Below are 20,417 nucleotides of genomic sequence, written 5' to 3'. Positions count from 1 at the left end.
TATGCGCTGGTCTCCTACCAGACCCTCTGGCTCAAGACCCACTTCCCGGCCGAGTTCATGGCGGCGGTGATGACCGCCGATATGGACAACACCGACAAGATCGTGACTCTGGTGGACGAGTGCCAGCGGATGGGGCTCACCGTGATCCCGCCGGATGTGAACACTGGCCGCTATCGCTTCTCGGTCAACGAAGATGGTCATATTGTCTACGGGATTGGGGCGGTGAAAGGGGTGGGTGAAGGCCCTATCGATGCTATCCTCAGCGCCCGGGATCAGGACGGCCCGTTCCGCGATCTGTTCGACTTCTGCAACCGGGTCGACATCAAGAAGCTCAACAAGCGGGTGATGGAGAAGCTGATCCTCTCCGGCGCCATGGATCGGCTCGGCCCCCACCGCGCCGCCCTGATGGCGACGCTGGAGGAGGCGATGCGGGCCGCCGAGCAGCACGCCAAGGCGCAGGCGGTGGGGCAGGTCGACATGTTCGGCGTGCTCACCGAAGAGATTGACGACGTCAAGAAGGCGTTTGCCAACGTGCCGCACTGGCCTGACAAGGTGTGGCTGGAAGGGGAGCGCGAGACCCTTGGGCTCTATCTCACTGGCCACCCCATCAACCAGTACAGCAGCGAATTGCGTCGTTATACCTCGGGTCGCCTGTGCGATCTGCATCCCACCTCCCGCGATACCGTGACCACGGCGGCTGGGCTGGTGATTGCCGCCCGCAGCATGGTGACCAAGCGTGGCAACAAAATGGGGATCTTCACCCTGGACGACCGTTCCGGTCGCCTCGATGTGACCCTGTTCAGTGAAGCGCTGGAAAAATATGAAGAATTGATGCAAAAAGACCGCATTTTGGTGGTTTCTGGACAGGTCAGCTTTGATGACTTCTCCGGTGGCCTTAAAATGTCGGCCCGGGAATTACTGGATATCAATGATGCGAGGGAGCGTTTTGCCAGAGCAATCCGCATCTCCCTCGATGAACAGCGTATCGATGATCGCTTTTTTCCGCGTTTGTGCGAGATTTTGGAGCCCGCCCGTGCCGGAGTCTGTCCGGTTCAGGTAAACTATCGTCGCCCCGGTTCCCGGGTGCGATTGACGCTCGGTACCGAGTGGCGGGTGACGCCCACCGATCAACTGTTAGATGACTTGCGCGTCCTGCTTGGACGAGAGCGGGTCGAGTTGGTTTTTGATTAGAGGTTCTAAGGCCCTATGAGTCTTTTTCTGGATTTTGAACAGCCGATTGCCGAGTTGCAGGCGCAGATTGATGAGCTCAAACATGTGAGTGAAGGCAATCACGCCGTGGATCTGAAAGACGAGATCCGCCGGCTGGAGAAGAAAAACGAAGAGCTGACCAAGAAGATCTTCGGTGATCTGGGGGCCTGGCAGGTATCCCAGATGGCGCGTCATCCCCAGCGCCCTTACACCCTCGATTATATCGAGCAGATCTTCACCGATTTCGACGAGCTGGCCGGTGATCGTGCCTATGCCGACGACAAGGCTATCGTCGGCGGTATTGCCCGTCTCGACGGCGAGCCTGTGATGGTGATTGGTCACCAGAAGGGTCGCGAGACCAAAGAGAAGATCAAGCGAAACTTCGGCATGCCGCGTCCGGAAGGATACCGCAAGGCCCTGCGTCTGATGGAGATGGCCGAACGCTTCAAGATGCCGATCATCACCTTTATCGACACCCCGGGCGCTTACCCTGGCGTCGGTGCCGAAGAGCGTGGCCAGTCCGAGGCGATTGCCCGGAACCTGAAAGTGATGGCCGGTCTGACCGTGCCGGTGGTCTGCACCGTGATCGGTGAGGGTGGCTCCGGTGGTGCGTTGGCAATCGGGGTGGGTGACCGCGTCAACATGTTGCAGTACTCCACCTACTCCGTCATCTCGCCTGAAGGGTGTGCCTCCATCCTGTGGAAGAGTGCTGACAAAGCTTCTGTGGCTGCCGAAGCGATGGGGATCACTGCCCAGCGTCTGAAAGAGCTCAAGCTGATCGACCATGTGATCGACGAGCCCCTCGGTGGTGCCCATCGCGATGTGGAGAAGATGGCCAAAAACCTCAAGGCTCGCATCAAGCAGGATCTGGACGCCCTGCGTCCGCTCGATACCGAGCAACTGCTGGAGCAGCGCTACCAGCGTCTGCTGGGCTACGGCTACTGCTAAGAGCAGCCGTCTGCCCCGAGTATTCAGGCCCCCGTCAGCGACGGGGGCTTTTTATTGCTGATGACTTGTCTTGCGGTGATTGCCCCAATGCGCCCTGAAACGGCACAGCTCAGTCTTCGCGGGTGAGGGGCAGGGGTTGGTATGCCACGCTGTTGGTGAGGGCTGTCAGGGACTGTGGCAACGCGTTGTCTGTCGCCTGCCCGCTGCATCCTGTGGCATCGCTAGCGATGGCATGACAAGCCACGTGATCATCCGATTGCGGCATAAAAAAGCGCCCCGACTGTGCGGAGCGCTTTTACAGGTGTCTGGCGGTATTACAGTTCAATCTCGTCTGTAAGACCTTCATAGGCGATATCGATGGATTGCAGCTCCTTCTGCAGGCGATGTTTGTCTTTCAACGCCTCGATTTCACGCCATTTACGTTTTTTTCCCGTTGTCCCGCGGCTACGCGAACCGAGTTCAACCACTTCGTCATAATCGAAGTTGAACATTTCCATGGCTCCCTCCTTGGTTTTTATCGTTTTCACCACCCGTATAACATAACGAATCTGAAATTAAAACGTTTTCGTGACGACTCTATGACAGCGCTAAAAAAGCCCATGAAAAAAAACCGGGCCCCTTGGTAGGGGCCTGGTTTTTATCAGAAAAAAGAACTGATTACAGGCGGCTTGCCAGCATGGTTTCCAGCTTGCCCTGGTCGATGGCGAACATGCGGATGCCTTCGCCCAGCTTCTCGTGAGCCATGGCGTCCTGGTTCAGTTCCCAGCGGAATTCGGCTTCGGTCATCGGGGTCGGTTTGGCCTTGCGCTCACCGGTGTAGTCCAGTTTGCGTACCACGGCGCCTTCGGTCTTGCTCAGCTCTTCCAGCAGAGCCGGGCCAATGGTCAGGCGGTCGCAGCCGGCCAGTTCCAGGATCTCGCCGGTATTGCGGAAGCTGGCGCCCATCACCACGGTCGGGTAGTCGTGCTGCTTGTAGTAGTTGTAGATGGAGGTGACAGAAACCACGCCCGGATCTTCGCTGGCGGTGTAGTCACGGTTGTGCTTGGCCTTGTACCAGTCGAGGATGCGGCCTACGAACGGGGAGATCAGGAAGGCACCGGCTTCGGCACAGGCACGGGCCTGGGCGAAGGAGAACAGCAGGGTCAGGTTGCACTGGATGCCCTCTTTCTCCAGTACCTCGGCGGCACGGATCCCTTCCCAGGTGGAGGCCAGCTTGATCAGAATGCGGTCGTTGCTGATACCCGCTTCGTTGTAGAGACGGATCAGCTTGCGCGCCTTGGCGATGCTGGCTTCGGTATCGAAGGAGAGACGAGCATCCACTTCGGTGGAGATACGGCCCGGAACGATCTTCAGCACTTCCAGACCGATATTGACGGCCAGCTTGTCGCCCGCGTCGATGATTTGCTGTGCCTTGTCCTGGCTCTGGGCTTTGGCCCATTTGATGGCGTCTTCGATCAGCGGAGCGTACTCGGGGATCTCGGAGGCCTTCAGAACCAGAGAGGGGTTGGTGGTGGCATCGATGGGCTGATAGCGTTTGATGGCTTCGATATCACCGGTGTCGGCAACAACAGTGGTCAGGGCTTTCAGCTGGGTTAATTTATCGGCCATAGCGAATATCATCTCTTAATGAGGGAGTAATCCCTGGGTTGCGGGCTTGAGACGGTGGTTCTGAAATAAAATTACAGGATCTTGGTGCCTCAGGCTCAGAAAAGCGCGATGGGGGCGGCCCATCGTCATTGCCTGCCTAATTAATACTGATGTGCTGCATCCTGCAATAGGGGCGCTTGGTTGTTAAACATTCAGGCTGTTGAGTCATCCCGTTTTATGGCGTGAAACTATATGATTAGTAAGGTTTTTTACATTTCCTCCCGACCTCGCTCCGGTTTGCTTTCAGCTGAACTTTTTTAGCCAATATCCATATTTGTGTCGTCGATCACATAAATTATCTCGCTACGTACTTGAAATTTAATTACAGAGCAAACGTTTGGCGAAATGTCTCCGTTTGAAAGCCATTTCATGCAAGCGTTTGCGTTTTCGGATAGCTCATCAGGGATATATCAAAATGGTTCTCTTATGGGGCTTAATGGTGGCCTGTCTGATTGAATTATTGAGTTTGTTGAAAGTTTGCGATTTAAATGGAGCTTTATGGGCTTTTACCGTTCGTTTTTTGTGTCTCGCGTGACCGGGATCACTATTCCGGGCTCTCCCGCTGTGCTAGATTCCGCCCCTTTAGCGAAACGCTAATTAAACGACAGACAGAAAACGGTCAGCGCAGACTGGCCATGGATGTGAATAACAACGAGAGAATTATGGACACCTTGATTGCGATGCTAAACGACCTGATGTGGGGAGCCGTGCTCATCTACCTGCTCATCGGGGTCGGTATCTTTTTCACCTTCCGCCTGGGTTTTATCCAGATCCGTCACTTTGGCCACATGTTTTCCGTGCTGAAAAACAGTCGTAAATCGGACAACGCGGGCATCTCCTCCTTCCAGGCCCTCTGTACCAGCCTTGCCGCCCGTGTCGGCACCGGCAACCTGGCCGGTGTGGCTGTCGCCATCTATCTGGGTGGCCCTGGCGCCATCTTCTGGATGTGGCTGATTGCCTTTATCGGCATGGCGACCGCCTTCGTCGAAAGCACCCTGGCCCAGCTCTACAAGGTCAAGGATGAGGATGGCAACTACCGTGGTGGCCCGGCCTACTACATGGAGAAAGGCCTTGGCATGCGCTGGATGGGGGTGGTGTTTTCGCTCTGCCTGATCCTGGCATTTGGTCTGGTGTTCAACGCGGTGCAGGCCAACTCCATCAGTCTGGCGATGAAGGTTGCGTTTGGCATTCCTGACTGGGTCAGCGGTCTGGCGCTGGTGGCGCTCTCTGGCCTGATTATCTTCGGCGGCATTCGTGGTATCGCCCGTTTTGCCGAGCTGGTGGTGCCCTTTATGGCACTGGCTTATATCCTGCTGGCGCTGGTGATCGTGGCGATGAACATCACCGAGTTGCCCCATGTCTTCATGCTGATCATCAAGTCTGCCTTCGGGATTGAGCAGGCAGGCTCGGGTGCGCTGGGTTATGCCATCTCCCAGGCGATGATCAACGGTATCAAGCGCGGTCTCTTCTCCAATGAAGCGGGGATGGGTTCTGCACCCAACGCTGCGGCGACTGCCACTCCCTATCCGCCGCACCCGGCCTCCCAGGGTTATGTGCAGATGCTGGGCGTCTTTATGGACACCATCGTCATCTGCAGCTGTACCGCCGCCATCATCCTGATGTCAGGTCAGTTTGAGCCGGGCTCCGGCGTGACCGGTGTCGAGCTGACCCAGCGGGCGCTCTCTTCCCAGATTGGCAGCGGTGGCAACATCTTTATCGCGGCGGCCATCTTCTTCTTCGCCTTCACCTCTATCGTGGCGAACTACTCCTATGCCGAAACGAATCTGGTGTTCCTCGAGCACAACCACAAGGGCGGCCTGATGCTGTTCCGGATGTTTGTGCTGGGCATGGTGATGTTCGGCTCTGTGGGCGAGTTGCCGACCGTCTGGGCAATGGCTGATGTCTCCATGGGGTTGATGGCCATCGTCAACCTGGTGGCTATCCTGCTGCTCTCCGGCGTCGCCATCAAGCTGGCCAAGGATTACAACGACCAGCTCAGGCTGGGCAAGGTGCCCACCTTTGATGCCAACAAGTACCCCGAGATCCGCTCCCAGCTGGAAGAGGGGATCTGGGACAATCCGACCAAAAAATAACAAGCGGTGAGTCAAACCTCTTGATTAAAACCTGAAGGGGGAGCCGGTGGCTCCCCCTTCTTTTATGAGCCGCTCTTCTGCGGCTGATCCCAGCGCTGGGCGAGCTGTCTGATACGCCGTTGCAACTGGCGCCCGCAGCGCCCTTGTTGCCGGTCGTTGAGGAGGGCATAACGCCAGCGGCGATAGAGCCACGCACTCTTTAGCAGGGGATGGGCAAGGTCGGGGCGCAGCCGCGCCAGCCGCTCGCACCATGCTCCCATGCTCTCGGCAGGCTCTGGGGAATAGCCGCTGCGTTTGCCCCGTTTGAGCAGGGGTTGCCAGATGCGCCGCTCTGGCGGCAGACGGGCGGGCAACAGCAGGGGCAGGCTCACCAGCAGGGCGACCAGCATCAGGCTCGCGAGGATCAACCAGGGAGTGTGCGCTGCCAGTGCAGGCCAGCGCAGACCGATTTGCTGCCAGAGCTGGCCCGCATCGTAACCAATCACCCAGCGACTCCACTGGTATTCGATATTGTTGCCCCACCAGCGCAGCTGATTGAGCAGGGCCCAGTTGCGATAACGTTGCAAAGCGAGGGGGTCGGCGGCGGTAAACTCGTCGCTCAGGGCCTCCCTCACGCCGTCTTCAATGCGCTCAGGTGCCACTGCCGCCGTGGGGTCGATTCGCCGCCATGAGCCCCCTTCATCGAGATACTCCACCCAGGCATGGGCATCGAACTGGTGTACCGCCAGATAGTTGCCCCTGGGATTCCATTCGCCGCCGAGATAACCGGTGACCAGTCGTGCAGGAATACCGGCAGCGCGCAGCACGAAAGCGGTCGCCATGGCGTAGTGGCCGCAAAAGCCCTGCTTTGTATCGAACAGGAATGCATCCACCCCGTCACTGCCAAGTCGTGGCAGGCTCAGGGTGTAGTAATAGGATTGGCTGCGAAACTGTGCGAGCAGGGCGGCGACCAGCTTTGCACGTTCTGGATAGCGCACTGCCAACCCTTGGCCGTGAGCTCGCGCTCTCGGGTTGCCCCCGGCTGGCAGTTGCAGGTTGCGCTGGGCGGCTTGGCTATCATCCTCGATCTGTGCTTCGCCGCGGCCAATGCGATAGCGTATCGCCATCTCGCCGCTCCCCTGCCGATAGAGGGTGTCGAGAGGCGCGAGCATTACCGGTCCCGCCAGCAGGCGCGGTTCGCTCAGAGCAAAGGCCCAGCGGTGGCGCTGGGGCTCGGCGATCACCTCGTAGCTCCCGGCGGGTAACGGACTATCTGCCAGTTGAGAGTTGGTCTGAGAAGAGGATGCCAGAAGGGGGAGCCCGGTTTGCACCGGCACTGTCTGCTGCCATGCCCTGACCTCGGGGCTCAGTAACCAGCGCTGGCCATCGAAAACTTCTTGGCGCATCACCGGAAAGTAGCGCTCGCGGGCCGGGGGCGGGCCATCGGCAAAGGTGACCCGAAAGGCCAGTTCCGAGGAGTTGACCAGTTCGCTGATATCGCCGGGGGCCAGCTCTTCCGAGAGCCCCGACAGGGCGCGGCTGGTGGTGGGCATCTGCCAGAGGGGCGGGAGCCTTGGCAGCAGCAGAAACAGAGTGATGAGCAGGGGAAGCGCCAGCAGCAGGGCGCTCCCCGCACTGCGCCAAGGCCGTTTCTGCTCGGGAGCGATGGCGGCCACCAGCGCGGTCACTGCTAACCAGAGTGCTACTGTCATTCCGGCCGTCCAGCCGATGCTTTGGCGTTGTACCAGCGCCAGCGCGATGAGGAAGAAGGCGAGCAGTAGTACCTGCTCGATATCCCGCTCGCGCCGTACCTCGATCATCTTCAGGCTATAGCCGAGCCAGAGCAGATTGATCAGGGCGGGCAGGGTGCCCAATGTGCGCCACTGCAACCCCAGCAACACCACGGTTGTGATGGCCAGCAGCGCCAACCAGCGGGTAGGCAGGGGCGGCCAGCCGTGCCACAGCATCATGGCCCGGACGCCGAGAGTGATGGCGCCCACTGCCACTACCCAGAGTTGCAACTGGGGCCAGAGCGCCGCGACCAGCAGCAGCTGTTGCAGGGCGATGATTGGCAGCAGGCGGCGGTTATCGAGCAGCATCTGACCAGCTCTCCTGTGGCTTGCCATCGAATCGGGCCAGTGCCAGCAGGCAGCGCTGCACAAAGGCGGCACCACTCTCGGGCCCCAGCGTCTGACCTGCCAGCGTCAGGGTAAAGGGGATGCCCCGCTTGCCGTAATCGACGCACCACCAGGCCAGCACTGCCAGCCGCTGCTCCAGATCCCCACCCGCGATCCGCTGCAAGGTGAGGTGAGTGTCATCCTGCTGTGGCTCATGGAACTGTTTGGTCAGCAGGCCGCGCCCCTGGGCAAGTTGCTTCCAGGCGACCCGGCTCAGTGGCTCACCGGCCTGATGTGTCCGCAGAGAGTCAAAGTCACCGAGAGGGGCTGGAGCGGGTTGGCCCTGATGCCCTTCGCTTTCGGTCGCATGTGCCCCTCTTAGCGCCCCGAACGCCGGTTTGGGGGCGAGCCAGCCCTCCAGTTGCAAGTCCAGAAGCGTCCAGCAGCGAAACAGACCGAGGGGGTAGCGGCTCTCGACCCGCAATCGGCCAAGGGGCAGTGGCCCGCGGCGTGAGCCCGATACTGGCAGGATAACTGTGCTGGGCAGAGCGTCGGCCTGTGCCAGCCAGAGGGTGCCTTCGTTGAGGCTAAAGTGAAGTGCCTGCACCGGGCGCGGGCTCTGTACCAAGATACGGATAGGCAGCTGGCTACCCGCTTCCCCGAGCACCAGCGTGCCCCCCAGCAGCTCCAGCCCCAGGAGGTTACGGTGGGTGAGCCACATGGCGGCCATAAACAGGCTGCCGAGGCAGTAGGCCACCAGCAGCACAAGATTATTCTGGTAGTTGGTGCCGAGCAGATAGATGGCGAGCAGCACCAGCAGATAGAGTAACCCCATGCGGGTGGGGAGAATAAAGAGGGTTCTCGGCCCCAGCGTTATCTGGCGCGCCGGCGGAATGCGGCGATCGAGCCAGCGCCGCTGCCAGCGGTCTCGCCACTGCTGCCAACGGTTTAGCCATTTGCTCATCAGGGATGGTCCGGATCGACCCTGGCCAGCAACCGCTGGCTCAGGGGACAGGCTTCGCCGTGTTGCACGCCAAAGCTGCCCCGCAGTCGATGTTCCGCTACATAAGGAAAGACCGCCTGCACATCCTCTACAGTGACAAAGCGCCGCCCCGCAACCAGTGCCCAGGTCCGGCTCACCGCCAGCAAGGTCTGGGCTGCCCGGGGGGAGAGGGACTGTGGCAGATCCCCATCAAAGCGGCTCTGGTGCACCAGCGCCAGCAGGTAATCGAGGGTGGCATCGGAAACATGGATAGCATCACCTTCCGCTTGCAGGGCAGCCAGCTCGGCGGCATCCAGCATGGCGGGTAATGGGCCGCTCGGCTGGTGGCCGCGCAGCAACTGGCGCTCCGCCTCTCGCGGCGGAAAACCCAGCGAGAGTCGCACGGCGAAGCGGTCGAGTTGGGACTCCGGCAGTGGATAGGTGCCCGCCTGATCCGCCGGATTCTGGGTGGCGATGACGAAGAAGGGCGTTGGCAGCGGGTGAGTGTGTCCCTCGATGCTCACCTTGCCCTCGGCCATCGCCTCCAGCAGGGCGCTCTGCACCTTGGGGCTGGCGCGGTTGATCTCGTCCGCCAGCAGCACCTGGGTAAAGATGGGGCCGGGGTGAAAGCGAAATGTTTGCTGTTGGGGGTCGAAGATCTGCAGCCCCAGCAGGTCGGCGGGGAGCAGATCAGCGGTGAACTGCATCCGCCTGCATGCAAGCCCCAGCACCTGCGCCAGCGCGTGGGCCAGGGTAGTCTTGCCCATACCGGGCAGATCCTCGATCAGCAGATGACCACGTGCCAGCAGGGTCACCAGCGCGATTTTCAGTTGCCGCGGCTTTCCCAGAATGACGCTCTCCAGTGCTGCCAGCAGCCCGGCAATCTGCTCTTCTCTTTTCATTCCCTTCATACACACTCCCTGTGTTGCGTCGCCCCTACAGCTTAATACGCCCGCAAGGGCGAAGGCGGATAACTAACGGGCGGTAAAAATGCAGCGCAGGGATGGTTATGAACGGGAGGCGACATGGTTCATTGCTGTGGTCTGGTCAATTCAATATGGCTGCTCAGGCACGTAGCCCAATACAATATTTCCTGATTGGAATGTACCGATCGCCATCTCTTCACTAGGTGGGGGCGGTAGGTGCCCATATAGTTGCCCCCATTGCGACGCGCTGCGTTGCTACCTTTATGGCCACCTTGGCCCCGCCACTGTTCGCCTGTCGCTGTCATCTTGCAGGTATCGGCAGGGCCATCTGTTATGGAGCACCCATGTTTGTTTTCCTGTTGTGCACTTTTCTGATGATTATCCTCTATCCGGTCGGGATCGATCTCTATCTGGTCGCCGTGCCCCGGATTGCCGATACCCTGCAGGCGAGTGAAGCGCAGATCCACACCGCCTTCTCTATCTATCTGTTCGGTATGGCGGCGACCGTGCTACTGGGGGGAGTGATTGCTGATCGCTACGGGCGGCGCTGGGTGGTGCTCGGGGGCGCGCTGATTTTTATCCTTGCTTCGCTGGTGGCAGGCAATGCGGAGGGGATCAACCAGTTCTATTTCGGCCGTTTCTGGCAAGGGGTCGGGGCCGGTGCGCTCTATATCATGACCTTTACCGTGCTGCGGGATGTGCTGAGTCAGGAGCGGTTGGCGATGGCGCTCTCGATGATTAACGGGGTGATCTGCGTGATCCCGGTGCTGGCGCCGGTGCTCGGTTACCTCATCCTGTCCCATTTTGACTGGCGCGGGATCTTCATGGCGATGGCGCTGGTGGCGGCCGTCAGCGGTCTGGTCAACCTGCTTCTGCTCAAGGAGACCCGTCCGGCTCGGCAACCGGGGAGTGGTGCTGCGCTGCCCTTTGCCCTGCTGCGCTCCCCGCGCTTTATGTTGCTATCCCTGCTGACCAGTGCCAGCGTGACCTCTATTCTGGTCTATGTCAGCGTCTCGCCGCTGATCCTGATGAAGGAGTTTGGCTTCACTACCGAGCAGTACTCCATCGTGATGATGGTGATGGCCGGCGTGAGTATGTCCACCTCCTTCCTGACGCCCCTGCTGTTGCGCTGGTTGGGCAAACAGAAAGTGCTGGCGGTGTCTCATCTCTGCTATCTGCTGGCGGCGTGCTCACTGTTCGGCAGCTGGCAGACGGGGGGCGATATCCATCTGCTGCTGCCGGGATTTGCACTGGTCTGTGTCGGCTTCTCCTGTGGCTTCGGGGTGGCGATGGGGGAGGCGCTCGATGGTTGTCAACACAATGTGGCGTTCGCCAGCGCGGTGCTCTGCATCATGCAGATCAGCCTCTCCGGCCTCTATATCTGGTTGCTTGGCCAGCTCGGCTTTACTCCGTCCGAGATGCTGATCTGCGCTCTGCTGCTGGCACTGCTCAGTTACCTGGCTGTCAAAGGGCTGTTACCATGGCTCGCGCTTCGTGAAGCGCGGTCGCAGGGCTGATGGAAGATGAGAGGGGATATGCGCAATCTGGGTGAACTCGATTTAAACCTGCTGGTGGTGTTCAAGTACCTGATGCAGGAGCGCAGTGTGGCAGGGGCAGCGAAAAAGCTCTGTGTCACTCCGTCGGCGGTGAGCAAGTCTCTGGCCAAATTGCGGGAGTGGTTTGACGATCCTCTGTTTGTGCGGGTGCGGCAGGGGTTGCAGCCCACCAACCTCTCCCTGACTCTGGAGGAGGAGCTGAAGGTCTGGTTCCAACTCACTGACAGCATCACCTCGCTCAATAGCGAGGCGATCCCCGATGGTGCCCGCTTCACCCTGGTGATGGAGTCCCCCTTCTACATCAGCTTCCTGAGCGATCTGCCCATGACCATCTACCAGAAGTACCCCAACTCGGTGGTCAGGATGCTGGGGTGGGATCACCACTCCCTCAACGACATCGTCAATGGCGATGCAGATCTCGGCTTTTGTGCCCGCGAGACCCATGGCCGCTCTCTGGCCAAGGTCAACCGCTTGCCTTATTACATCGATCATGAGGTGCTGTTCACCGATCGCCCGGTGGTTTTTCTGCGCAAGGATCACCCCTTGCTCCAGCAGAAGTGGTCGCTGGAGAACTTTCTGGCCTGCCCCCAGATCAGCATGGTGTGGGAAGCGAACGATACCTGGGCTCTCGACAGTCTGCTGGAGGACGAGGGGCTGAAGCGAGAGGTGCCCATCATGGTCTCAAGCTTCGAGCAGGCGCTGCATATCGCCTCCCAGTCGAGTCACGAGCTGATTGCGGTGGCCCCTTCCTACTGCGGTGGTTATGCCAGTGGGCATCACGGCAATCTGATCGCCATGCCGCTGCCGCTACCCGAAAAGCTCTATGCCCAGCTTGAGATCGCCTTCATCCTGCTGTGGCACAAACGGCACAATCAGGATGCCAAGGTGATGTGGCTGCGCAACGAGATCCGGCGACTCTACAACGACGAATCGCCACGCTAATGTGGCCGTGACTGTGCCCATCGATCAGCCGGAGCCATCAGCTCCGGCATTTTGTTGTCGCATCGCCCGGATGAGTGGGCTTTGGCACGACTTAAGTGCCGAGATCGGGTTCAAGCTGTGTGCCATTCAACTCTCTTTATGCACATATTGGCCTTGGTTGCACGTCTCGAGTGAAGCTCTTTTCACGAAAAAAATTCATGTGGTTTCATTAGAAAACTTCACTAATGGTCAATTTTAAAGTGTGATCGACCATTAAGTTCCTGTATTTGCAGTGATATAGCATGACAACCCTTGTAATGGCGGGGTTAGATAGCGCCTGCGTAAGTGACTGCCAGTAGAGCGCGGCGTGAGCCAGCCCCACAGGTCGTCTGTGGCCGTGTCATGCCCCGGCTATCTGGCCACCAGCCATGAGTGACGGAGCAGAGGGGAATAAGCATCAAGGTTGATAAACCGGCTTGAGTGAAGGGATGCAGCAAAGGTCGCACCCGGAGCCGGTAACTGTACCGGGAGACGCCACTCACCATCCCCCGATAACCCGTAATTGAAACCGGCTAGATGAAAAACACCTTTCATCGAACGGGGCGCGTGCACCCGAAAATAGCCAGATTGGCAGGCTGACTGTGCTCTCCGTTATAGCAATGGCGGGCAAAAATAGTGCGGCAGCCACCACCAGATTAATAAAAATAAATCTCAGCAAAGGCAGGTTGATATGCGTCCAGCAACAGCACCCACAGGGTTGTTACAACAACCCAAACCATTTTTCATGATATTTTTCGTCGAACTCTGGGAGCGCTTCGGTTATTACGGCGTGCAGGGGATCCTGGCTGTTTTCTTTGTGCAGCAACTGGGTTTTTCCCAAGAGCAATCCTTTATTACCTTCGGTGCCTTCTCGGCGCTGGTATATGGCCTGATCTCGGTTGGTGGCTATGTCGGCGACCATGTGCTCGGCACCAAGCGCACCATGGTGCTGGGGGCCGTGGTGCTGGTGATAGGCTACTTTATGACCGGCCTCTCTATCTACAATCCCGACCTGATTTTCTATGCGCTGGGCACCATCGCGGTCGGTAACTGCCTGTTCAAGGCCAATCCGGCCAGCCTGCTGTCAAAATGCTACCAGCCAAAAGATCCGCGGCTGGATGGGGCGTTTACCCTGTTCTATATGTCGATCAATATTGGCTCCCTTATTTCCCTCTCGCTCGCGCCGGTAATTGCCGATCACTACGGCTATACCGTGACCTATAACCTGTGCGGGGTGGGGCTGATTATTGCGCTGCTCACCTTCTTTGCCTGCCGCAATATGGTCAAGGATATTGGCTCCGTACCGGATCACCTGCCGCCCGATTACAGCAAGCTGCTGCTGGTTATATTGGGCTCGGTAGCCATGGTCTTCTTCTGCGCCTGGCTGATGCACCACGTGGTGATCGCCAACATGGTGCTGATGACGGTGACCATCGCCGTGGTGATATTCTTTTTTCGCGAGGCATTCAGGCTCGATACCGTGGGCCGCAACAAGATGTATGTGGCCTTCGTGCTGATGCTGGAGGCGGTGCTCTTCTATGTGCTGTATGCCCAGATGCCGACGTCTCTCAACTTCTTTGCCATCAACAACATGCACCACGAAATGCTGGGCATGAGCGTTAACCCGGTCAGCTTCCAGGCGCTCAACCCCTTCTGGGTGGTGGTGGGTAGCCCGGTACTCGCGATGATCTATACCCGGATGGGCAGCAAGGGGCGGGATCTCACCATGCCGCTCAAGTTCACTCTCGGGATGTTCTTCTGCTCGCTGGGCTTTCTGACGGCGGCGGCATCCGGCTGGTGGTTTGCCGATGAGCAGGGGCTGACCTCCCCCTGGTTTATGGTGCTTATTTACCTGTTCCAGAGTCTGGGAGAGCTGATGATCAGTGCGCTGGGACTGGCGATGGTCGCCGCGCTGGTGCCACAACGCCTGATGGGCTTCATTCTGGGAATGTGGTTCCTGACTCAGGCGATGGCGTCCCTGCTGGGTGGCTATGTGGCGACCTTTACCGCCGTGCCGCAAGGGATGACGGATCCGCTGCAAACCTTGCCCATTTACACAGGCGTATTTGGCAAGATCGGGATGGCGACTCTGCTGATTGCGGTAGTGATGGGGCTGATGGTGCCCTGGCTCAACCGGATGATGAATGCGACGCCGACCGAAGCCGAAGGGCTGGTCGCGGGTCAATCACAGGCGTAATGAGGGGAGGATAGTGCGAGACAAGGCAAGGGCAAGGCGAACCTTGCCTTGCTGTTGATGGCTTAGTTGTACTGCTCTTCCATCCAGGCTTCGACGATCAACTGCGCCGAGACCCCGTCCACACTGCCTTTTTCCAGCGCGCGATAGCCGCCTCGCTCAAACAGCCGGGCGCGGGCATCTGTGGTGGTGAGTCGTTCATCCTTGAACTCCACCGGCTTGCCGAAGCGGCCATGTAGCCGGTTGCCGAATTTGCGGGCCCGTACCGTGATCTCCTGATCGGTACCATCCATGTTCAGCGGTAGGCCGACCACCAGCAGGTCCGGTTGCCACTCCTTGAGCAGCTTCTCAATCTCGTCCCAGTTGGGGATGCCGTCGTTGGCCTTGAGGGCGCGCAGAGGCTGGGCTGTGCCAGTCAGCTCCTGACCGATGGCGACGCCAATGCTCTTGGTGCCATAGTCAAAGCCCATGATGCTGCGTGATGACATAACTGATAAATCCTCGAAATAGAGAGCGGAGCGGGCCAGCCGATCAGCTGTGGCCGATATCGCTGGAGAGGTGAACCGGGTTCACCCCTATGCTGGCGGCAGCTTGCTGCCAACGTTTGTGAATGGGGGTCTTGAACACCAGAGCCGGATTGGGGGGGATCACCAGCCAGGCGCCGTCCACCAGCTCCTGCTCCAGCTGCCCGGCGCTCCAGCCGGCATAGCCAAGGGCCACCAGCCAATGGGCAGGGGCTTCGCTCGTACCCAGGGTTTCCAGAATATCCTTGGAGGTGGTCACCATCATCTCATCTCCCACCTGCAGGGTGGAGTTGAAACCGGGGCGGAAGCTGTGCAGCACGAAGCCGCGATCGGCGTGAACCGGTCCCCCTTGCAGCACCGGTTGCTTGAGTTCCGGGTTGTTGGGCGGATTGAGCTGGAGCTGGGTCAGCATGGTTTCCAGCGACATCTCCACCGGAATGTTGACGACCAGTCCCATGGCGCCCTCTTCGTTGTGCTCGCACAGATAGACCAGCGAGCGCTCGAAATAGGGATCCGTCAGGCTTGGCATGGCAAGCAGGAAGTGATTTTGCAGTGTTTGCATAGAGGCCAAATAGTGCAAAGGTATTTGAGGTCAATTATGGCAGTTGATCCCCATGGGAAAAACCGCTTTTTGGGCAGGGCGAGATCCCGCCCCTTTCCGGATTGCCTTGAAACAGAGAGGGTGGCGCCGGGCCACCCTCTCTATTTTCGGGCTTGTCGGGGGCGGGTTACCCCTGAACAGGCCGGTTTAGCCTGCCTGGCGATTATTTGCCCAGCCGACGCTCGATGGCATCCATCAGCATGCCGGTGATGTGTACATCGAAGGCGGCCTCGATCTCGCGAATGCAGGTCGGGCTGGTGACGTTAATCTCGGTCAGCCGATCGCCGATGATGTCGAGGCCGACGAAGATGAGGCCTTTCTCTTTCAATGTCGGGCCCACCGCGCGGGCGATGGCCCAGTCGGCTTCGCTCAGGGGGCGCGCTTCACCACGGCCACCGGCTGCCAGATTGCCACGGGTCTCGCCTTGCGCCGGAATGCGGGCGAGGCAGTAGGGTACCGGTTCACCGTCCACCACCAGCACCCGCTTGTCGCCATCCTTGATGGCGGGCAGATAGGTCTGCGCCATGCAGTACTGGCTGCCGTGGGCGGTCAGGGTCTCGATAATCACGCCGACGTTGGCGTCATCCTCCTTCATGCGGAAGATGGAGGCGCCGCCCATACCGTCCAGCGGTTTGAGGATGACGTCTTTGTGCTTGGCGTGGAAGGCACGCAGCTTGTCGGCGCGGCGGGTCACCAGCGTGGTCGGGGTGTGCTCGGCAAACCAGGCGGTGTAGAGCTTCTCGTTGGCGTCGCGCAGGCTCTGCGGCTTGTTGACGATAAGGCAACCCTCATCCTCGGCCCGCTCCAGCATATAGGTGGCGTAGATAAATTCGGTGTCGAACGGCGGATCCTTGCGCATCAGGATCACATCGAGGTTGGAGAGGGGCTGATCCACCACCTCGCCCAGCGTGTACCAGTCGGCGTAGTCATATTTGACGGTGAGCGGGCGCATGGTGCCAAAGGCGCGACCGGCTTCCATGTAGAGATCCTTCATCTCCAGATAGAAGAGCTCATAGCCGCGCTTTTGCGCCTCTTCGAGCATGGCAAAGCTGGAATCTTTCTTGATGTTGATGGCCGAGATGGGGTCCATCACGATGCCGAGTTTAATGGTCATCCGCTGTTCCTTTTTAATGGCTCGATAGGGTTGTAGGGTCGATTAGTGCAGCGTAATCGTCCGCTTGAGGCTGCGTCGATGCATGATGTGGCCGATAGTATCAAGCGAGATCGCCAAAGCGGCACTGCAGCGCAGTAATCGCAGTCAGGGCGGCGGTTTCGGTACGCAGCACCCGCGGCCCCAGCAGCATCTCTTTGAAATCTTCCTGCACGGTACGGGCGATCTCGTCGCTCGACAATCCCCCTTCCGGGCCAATCAGCAGGCGCACGCCGTGCTCGGGAACGGGCAGGGTATTGATGCTGTACTCGGCCCGCGGATGCAGGTTGAGCTTGAGCTCCTTGGTCTCTTCCGCCAGCCAGGCGTCCAGCTCCATCGGCATGCGCACCTCTGGCACCACGTTGCGGCCGCACTGTTCGCAGGCGCTGATCACCACCTTCTGCCACTGTTCGCGCTTCTTCTCCAGCCGATCGGCCGGCAGCTTGACGCCGCAGCGCTCGGAGAAGAGCGGGGTGATGCAGGTGACGCCCAGCTCCACCGATTTCTGGATGGTGAAGTCCATCTTGTCGCCGCGGCTGATCACCTGACCCAAGTGGATGGCCAGCGGTGACTCCACTGACTGGACGTCGCAGCTGTCGATGGTCACTTCCACCGACTTCTTGCCGACACTGGCGATGGTGGCGGGATATTGATTGCCATCGCCGTTGAACAGCTCGAGCTGCTGGCCCGGCTGCATGCGCAGTACCCGGCCGATATGGTTGGCGCCGTCTTCCGACAGGGCGATGGTCTGGCCAACTTGCAGGGTGGCCGGTTCATAGATACGTGGAATGCGCATGGCTGCTTGTCAGTCTCTTGCTTGGAAACCCTTCATATCCTGCTGCGAGGCGGCGAGCAAGGCTCACGCGGCTGAAGGGAAGGGTTTCATGATAGGAGGGGCAATCCCCCTCCCAGGTCAAATGGGGTTATTGGCACTGCTTTTCAATAAAGGGATTGGTATTGCCCTGCAGCTTGCCGATGCGGCGGTTGCGCTCGCACTCCCAGCCCTCTGCCGGGTATTGGCGATCCCAGGCTTCGAACAGTTTACGCTGTTGCGCTGCCAGACGCAGCCCATACTGCTGGCTCATGTAGAGGTAGGCGCGGGCGATCTGACCCCGTACCGGCCCCTTGGGCGGCTGCACCCGACGATCCTTGAAATCCACCAGCATCTGGCACTGGCCGTACTGATCCGGCTTGCCGTTCCAGTCGGAAAAGCGGTAGTTGGCCCGATCGCCGTTCACCTCGCCAATGGCGGGGAAGAGATTGTGCATGTCCCCCTCCATCTTGTTGAACTCGGGGCTCGCTTTTTCGCAGTTCTTGCGACCGCCATCCTGCCAGCACTGCAACTGGTGGCCGAACTCCCAGGCCGGGACCACGTGTTCCCACTCGATGCGGGCGGCGCGTTTGGCCTGCTTGCGCGGCTCATAGCCGCAACTGGCGAGATCCGGGCGCATCGATTTGCCCTGATAGTCGATGTCGCAGCCGCAGTAGAAGGTGGTGACGCCGGGCTGGCTGCGATAGAGCTTCACCAGATCCTGCTTGGCTTCGCGAAAGGTCTGGGCGTGCAGGGGCGCGCTGAGCAGCGGCAAACCGGCCAGCAGGGTCAGGGCGAGGGAGGAGATGAAACGCATGAGATTCCTTGCAAACGGGGTGATTGACGAACGATGGCGGGCACCCTACCACAGGGGCGCGACACAAGCTGGCTTACTGCTCTGGCTCCGGCCGTTCCCGCTCCAGCGGTTGCTTGCAGCGGCGGCAGTGGTAGCGGGCCTCGCCGCGCACCACCTTGTTGTGGCGGCGTATCGACAGTTGATGCTGCTGGCAGTGACAGCGATAGGGCACAGTGCGCTGGGCCAGTACCGCCAGATCGAAGCTGTGGGTGGTTCTGGGCTCAAGGCCGAATACCTCCCGCATCACCGATTGCCACTGGCGGCCGTGGGGCAAGACCCGGTTTTTGCCGCGCCCGTCACCCCACAGGGCATAAACCAGCAGATGGGCCACCTCGTGGGGCACAACCTCATCCAGAAACGCCTGCTGGTTGGCCTGATAGAGGGCGGGATTGAAGCGCAGCTCCCAGGTTTGCAGCCGCGCCGATCCCGCCGCCCGGCCCCGCATATTGCAGTAGATCCGCGGGCGGGGGAAGGTGCGGCCAAGGCGCGCCTCGGCCTGCACAAAACAGGCTTCTACGCGTTGTTGCAGCAGGGCGACAAGCTGGGCAGGGGTGGCAGACATCAACATCTCGTCAGATAGCGGATAAGCAAAAGGGGAGCCAGGCTCCCCTTTTATCACAACAGCGAGCCTTACAGGCCAGCGGCAGAACGCAGCAGTTCGGCCTTGTCGGTCTGCTCCCACGGGAACTCGTCGCGACCGAAGTGACCGTAGGCAGCGGTAGCCTGGTAGATCGGACGCTTCAGATCCAGCATTTCGATCAGGCCATACGGGCGCAGTTCGAAGTGCTCGCGTACCAGCTTGACCAGAAGTTCTTCGGCGACCTTGGCAGTGCCGAAGGTCTCGACGCTGATGGAGGTCGGCTCGGCCACGCCGATGGCGTAGGAGATCTGGATTTCACAGCGATCGGCCAGACCGGCGGCAACGATGTTTTTGGCAACGTAGCGGGCGGCGTAAGCAGCGGAGCGGTCAACCTTGGACGGATCCTTACCGGAGAAGGCGCCACCACCGTGACGGGCCATGCCGCCGTAGGTGTCGACGATGATCTTGCGACCGGTCAGACCGCAGTCACCCATCGGGCCGCCGATAACGAAACGGCCGGTCGGGTTGATGAAGTATTTGGTGTCCTTGTTGACCCACTCGGCCGGCAGCACCGGCTTGATGATCTCTTCGCGTACCGCTTCAACCAGATCCTTGTGGCTGATGGATTCGGCGTGCTGGGTAGACAGAACAACGGCATCGACACCGATGATCTTGCCTGCGTCGTCGTAGGCGAAGGTCAGCTGGCTCTTGGCATCCGGACGCAGCCACGGCAGGGTGCCGTTCTTGCGCACTTCAGCCTGACGCTTGACCAGCAGGTGAGAGTAGGTGATGGGGGCCGGCATCAGCACGTCGGTTTCGTTGGTGGCGTAGCCGAACATCAGGCCCTGGTCGCCAGCGCCCTGCTCCAGCGGATCGCTGCGGTCAACGCCCTGGTTGATATCCGGGGACTGCTTGCCGATGGCGTTCAGCACGGCGCAGGAGTCAGCATCGAAGCCCATGTCGGAGTGGGTGTAGCCGATTTCACGTACGGTATCACGCACGATCTCTTCGATATCAACCCAAGCAGAGGTGGTTACTTCGCCGGCCACCATGACCATACCGGTCTTGACCAGGGTCTCACAGGCGACACGGGCCTTGGTATCTTGCTTGAGGATGGCGTCCAGTACCGCATCGGAGATCTGGTCCGCAATCTTGTCGGGATGGCCTTCGGAGACCGACTCGGAAGTAAACAGCTTTGCCATGATAAGAGTCTCAGCTTGTCTGGGTTATCGCCACGGCAATAACCGGATGAATGGGATGGTGTAGAGGTATCTACATCTGGAC

The 20,417-nt window shown here is 59.5% G+C and carries 18 protein-coding genes; 6 read left to right on the top strand and 12 right to left on the bottom strand.

Annotated features, from left to right (window positions below):
* Together G5358_RS07355 and accA are read left to right on the top strand one after the other, a co-directional pair.
* Positions 1–1,191 (top strand): OB-fold nucleic acid binding domain-containing protein (locus G5358_RS07355; protein WP_421323870.1); only part of this gene is annotated, 1,191 nt, incomplete at its 5' end.
* 15 nt (positions 1,192–1,206) lie between these two features.
* Positions 1,207–2,157, top strand: a complete 951-nt coding sequence (accA, locus tag G5358_RS07350; protein ID WP_149153421.1) for an acetyl-CoA carboxylase carboxyl transferase subunit alpha — start codon at positions 1,207–1,209, stop codon at positions 2,155–2,157.
* A 314-nt stretch (positions 2,158–2,471) separates the two neighbouring features.
* Here accA and G5358_RS07345 read toward each other — a convergent pair whose 3' ends face one another.
* Both G5358_RS07345 and tal read right to left on the bottom strand, forming a co-directional pair.
* Complete coding sequence (locus G5358_RS07345) at positions 2,472–2,654, bottom strand: DUF3545 family protein (RefSeq protein WP_005338547.1); 183 nt, start codon at positions 2,652–2,654, stop codon at positions 2,472–2,474.
* 160 nt (positions 2,655–2,814) lie between these two features.
* Positions 2,815–3,765 (bottom strand): transaldolase, encoded by a 951-nt coding sequence (gene tal / locus G5358_RS07340; protein ID WP_139443195.1) that lies wholly within the window; start codon positions 3,763–3,765, stop codon positions 2,815–2,817.
* Between the two features lie 701 nt (positions 3,766–4,466).
* On the opposite strand from tal, the gene G5358_RS07335 reads away from it, so the two are divergent.
* Positions 4,467–5,897, top strand: coding sequence for an alanine/glycine:cation symporter family protein (locus G5358_RS07335; RefSeq protein ID WP_042055130.1), 1,431 nt, complete (start codon positions 4,467–4,469; stop codon positions 5,895–5,897).
* Between the two features lie 62 nt (positions 5,898–5,959).
* Here the strand turns inward: G5358_RS07335 and G5358_RS07330 are convergent, their stop codons facing one another.
* The 3 genes from G5358_RS07330 to G5358_RS07320 are packed head-to-tail and all read right to left on the bottom strand — an operon-like array spanning position 5,960 to position 9,886.
* Positions 5,960–7,975 carry a transglutaminaseTgpA domain-containing protein gene (locus G5358_RS07330; RefSeq protein ID WP_421323869.1) on the bottom strand — a complete coding sequence of 672 codons (2,016 nt, stop codon included), beginning with the start codon at positions 7,973–7,975 and terminating at the stop codon, positions 5,960–5,962.
* Positions 7,962–8,957: a DUF58 domain-containing protein gene (locus G5358_RS07325; RefSeq protein WP_421244711.1), complete on the bottom strand. Its 996-nt coding sequence runs from the start codon at positions 8,955–8,957 to the stop codon at positions 7,962–7,964. Before G5358_RS07325 ends, G5358_RS07330 begins: the two co-directional genes overlap by 14 nt.
* The gene (locus tag G5358_RS07320) at positions 8,957–9,886 is read right to left on the bottom strand and encodes an AAA family ATPase (protein WP_421244710.1); all 930 of its coding nucleotides are present in this window, start codon (positions 9,884–9,886) and stop codon (positions 8,957–8,959) included. Before G5358_RS07320 ends, G5358_RS07325 begins: the two co-directional genes overlap by 1 nt.
* Before the next feature lie 359 nt (positions 9,887–10,245).
* Between G5358_RS07320 and G5358_RS07315 the strand changes: the two genes are divergently transcribed.
* The 3 genes from G5358_RS07315 (at position 10,246) to dtpB (ending at position 14,614) form a co-directional block, all read left to right on the top strand.
* Complete coding sequence (locus G5358_RS07315; RefSeq protein ID WP_421323868.1) at positions 10,246–11,418, top strand: MFS transporter; 1,173 nt, start codon at positions 10,246–10,248, stop codon at positions 11,416–11,418.
* Between the two features lie 18 nt (positions 11,419–11,436).
* A complete protein-coding gene (gene yidZ / locus G5358_RS07310; RefSeq protein ID WP_421323867.1) occupies positions 11,437–12,399 on the top strand; it encodes an HTH-type transcriptional regulator YidZ in 963 nt (320 codons plus the stop codon).
* Between the two features lie 709 nt (positions 12,400–13,108).
* Positions 13,109–14,614, top strand: coding sequence for a dipeptide/tripeptide permease DtpB (gene dtpB / locus G5358_RS07305; protein WP_421323866.1), 1,506 nt, complete (start codon positions 13,109–13,111; stop codon positions 14,612–14,614).
* A 62-nt stretch (positions 14,615–14,676) separates the two neighbouring features.
* Here the strand turns inward: dtpB and ruvX are convergent, their stop codons facing one another.
* The 7 genes from ruvX to metK form a co-directional block, all read right to left on the bottom strand.
* On the bottom strand, positions 14,677–15,099 hold the full coding sequence (gene ruvX / locus G5358_RS07300) for a Holliday junction resolvase RuvX (protein ID WP_005343821.1): 423 nt from the start codon (positions 15,097–15,099) through the stop codon (positions 14,677–14,679).
* 43 nt (positions 15,100–15,142) lie between these two features.
* A complete protein-coding gene (locus tag G5358_RS07295; RefSeq protein ID WP_005349793.1) occupies positions 15,143–15,697 on the bottom strand; it encodes a YqgE/AlgH family protein in 555 nt (184 codons plus the stop codon).
* Between the two features lie 202 nt (positions 15,698–15,899).
* Positions 15,900–16,850: a glutathione synthase gene (gene gshB, locus G5358_RS07290; protein WP_040066605.1), complete on the bottom strand. Its 951-nt coding sequence runs from the start codon at positions 16,848–16,850 to the stop codon at positions 15,900–15,902.
* A 100-nt stretch (positions 16,851–16,950) separates the two neighbouring features.
* Entirely contained in the window at positions 16,951–17,682 is a 732-nt protein-coding gene (gene rsmE / locus G5358_RS07285) for a 16S rRNA (uracil(1498)-N(3))-methyltransferase (protein ID WP_005343824.1), read from the bottom strand.
* Positions 17,683–17,809: 127 nt separating this feature from the next.
* A complete protein-coding gene (locus G5358_RS07280; RefSeq protein WP_421323865.1) occupies positions 17,810–18,514 on the bottom strand; it encodes an endonuclease in 705 nt (234 codons plus the stop codon).
* Between the two features lie 73 nt (positions 18,515–18,587).
* The gene (locus tag G5358_RS07275) at positions 18,588–19,115 is read right to left on the bottom strand and encodes a SprT family zinc-dependent metalloprotease (protein WP_042055152.1); all 528 of its coding nucleotides are present in this window, start codon (positions 19,113–19,115) and stop codon (positions 18,588–18,590) included.
* Between the two features lie 68 nt (positions 19,116–19,183).
* Entirely contained in the window at positions 19,184–20,335 is a 1,152-nt protein-coding gene (metK, locus tag G5358_RS07270; protein ID WP_005338519.1) for a methionine adenosyltransferase, read from the bottom strand.
* Positions 20,336–20,417: the final 82 nt, after the last annotated feature.

It is taken from the genome of Aeromonas sp. 604176 (assembly GCF_049170755.1).
Taxonomy (GTDB): Bacteria; Pseudomonadota; Gammaproteobacteria; order Enterobacterales; family Aeromonadaceae; genus Aeromonas; species Aeromonas veronii_A.
Note: the sequence above shows the minus strand (reverse complement) of the source record. Positions and strands in the feature narration are given on the sequence as shown.

Excerpts from the sequence above, each read along its gene's own strand:
- tal (WP_139443195.1), bottom strand. The coding sequence starts at position 3,765 with ATGGCCGATAAATTAACCCAGCTGAAAGCCCTGACCACTGTTGTTGCC.
- G5358_RS07275 (WP_042055152.1), bottom strand. The coding sequence starts at position 19,115 with ATGTCTGCCACCCCTGCCCAGCTTGTCGCCCTGCTGCAACAACGCGTA.
- gshB (WP_040066605.1), bottom strand. The coding sequence starts at position 16,850 with ATGACCATTAAACTCGGCATCGTGATGGACCCCATCTCGGCCATCAAC.
- ruvX (WP_005343821.1), bottom strand. The coding sequence starts at position 15,099 with ATGTCATCACGCAGCATCATGGGCTTTGACTATGGCACCAAGAGCATT.
- G5358_RS07335 (WP_042055130.1), top strand. The coding sequence starts at position 4,467 with ATGGACACCTTGATTGCGATGCTAAACGACCTGATGTGGGGAGCCGTG.
- G5358_RS07315 (WP_421323868.1), top strand. The coding sequence starts at position 10,246 with ATGTTTGTTTTCCTGTTGTGCACTTTTCTGATGATTATCCTCTATCCG.
- G5358_RS07280 (WP_421323865.1), bottom strand. The coding sequence starts at position 18,514 with ATGCGTTTCATCTCCTCCCTCGCCCTGACCCTGCTGGCCGGTTTGCCG.
- G5358_RS07330 (WP_421323869.1), bottom strand. The coding sequence starts at position 7,975 with ATGCTGCTCGATAACCGCCGCCTGCTGCCAATCATCGCCCTGCAACAG.
- yidZ (WP_421323867.1), top strand. The coding sequence starts at position 11,437 with ATGCGCAATCTGGGTGAACTCGATTTAAACCTGCTGGTGGTGTTCAAG.
- metK (WP_005338519.1), bottom strand. The coding sequence starts at position 20,335 with ATGGCAAAGCTGTTTACTTCCGAGTCGGTCTCCGAAGGCCATCCCGAC.
- dtpB (WP_421323866.1), top strand. The coding sequence starts at position 13,109 with ATGCGTCCAGCAACAGCACCCACAGGGTTGTTACAACAACCCAAACCA.
- G5358_RS07345 (WP_005338547.1), bottom strand. The coding sequence starts at position 2,654 with ATGGAAATGTTCAACTTCGATTATGACGAAGTGGTTGAACTCGGTTCG.
- G5358_RS07320 (WP_421244710.1), bottom strand. The coding sequence starts at position 9,886 with ATGAAGGGAATGAAAAGAGAAGAGCAGATTGCCGGGCTGCTGGCAGCA.
- G5358_RS07325 (WP_421244711.1), bottom strand. The coding sequence starts at position 8,957 with ATGAGCAAATGGCTAAACCGTTGGCAGCAGTGGCGAGACCGCTGGCAG.
- accA (WP_149153421.1), top strand. The coding sequence starts at position 1,207 with ATGAGTCTTTTTCTGGATTTTGAACAGCCGATTGCCGAGTTGCAGGCG.
- G5358_RS07295 (WP_005349793.1), bottom strand. The coding sequence starts at position 15,697 with ATGCAAACACTGCAAAATCACTTCCTGCTTGCCATGCCAAGCCTGACG.
- rsmE (WP_005343824.1), bottom strand. The coding sequence starts at position 17,682 with ATGCGCATTCCACGTATCTATGAACCGGCCACCCTGCAAGTTGGCCAG.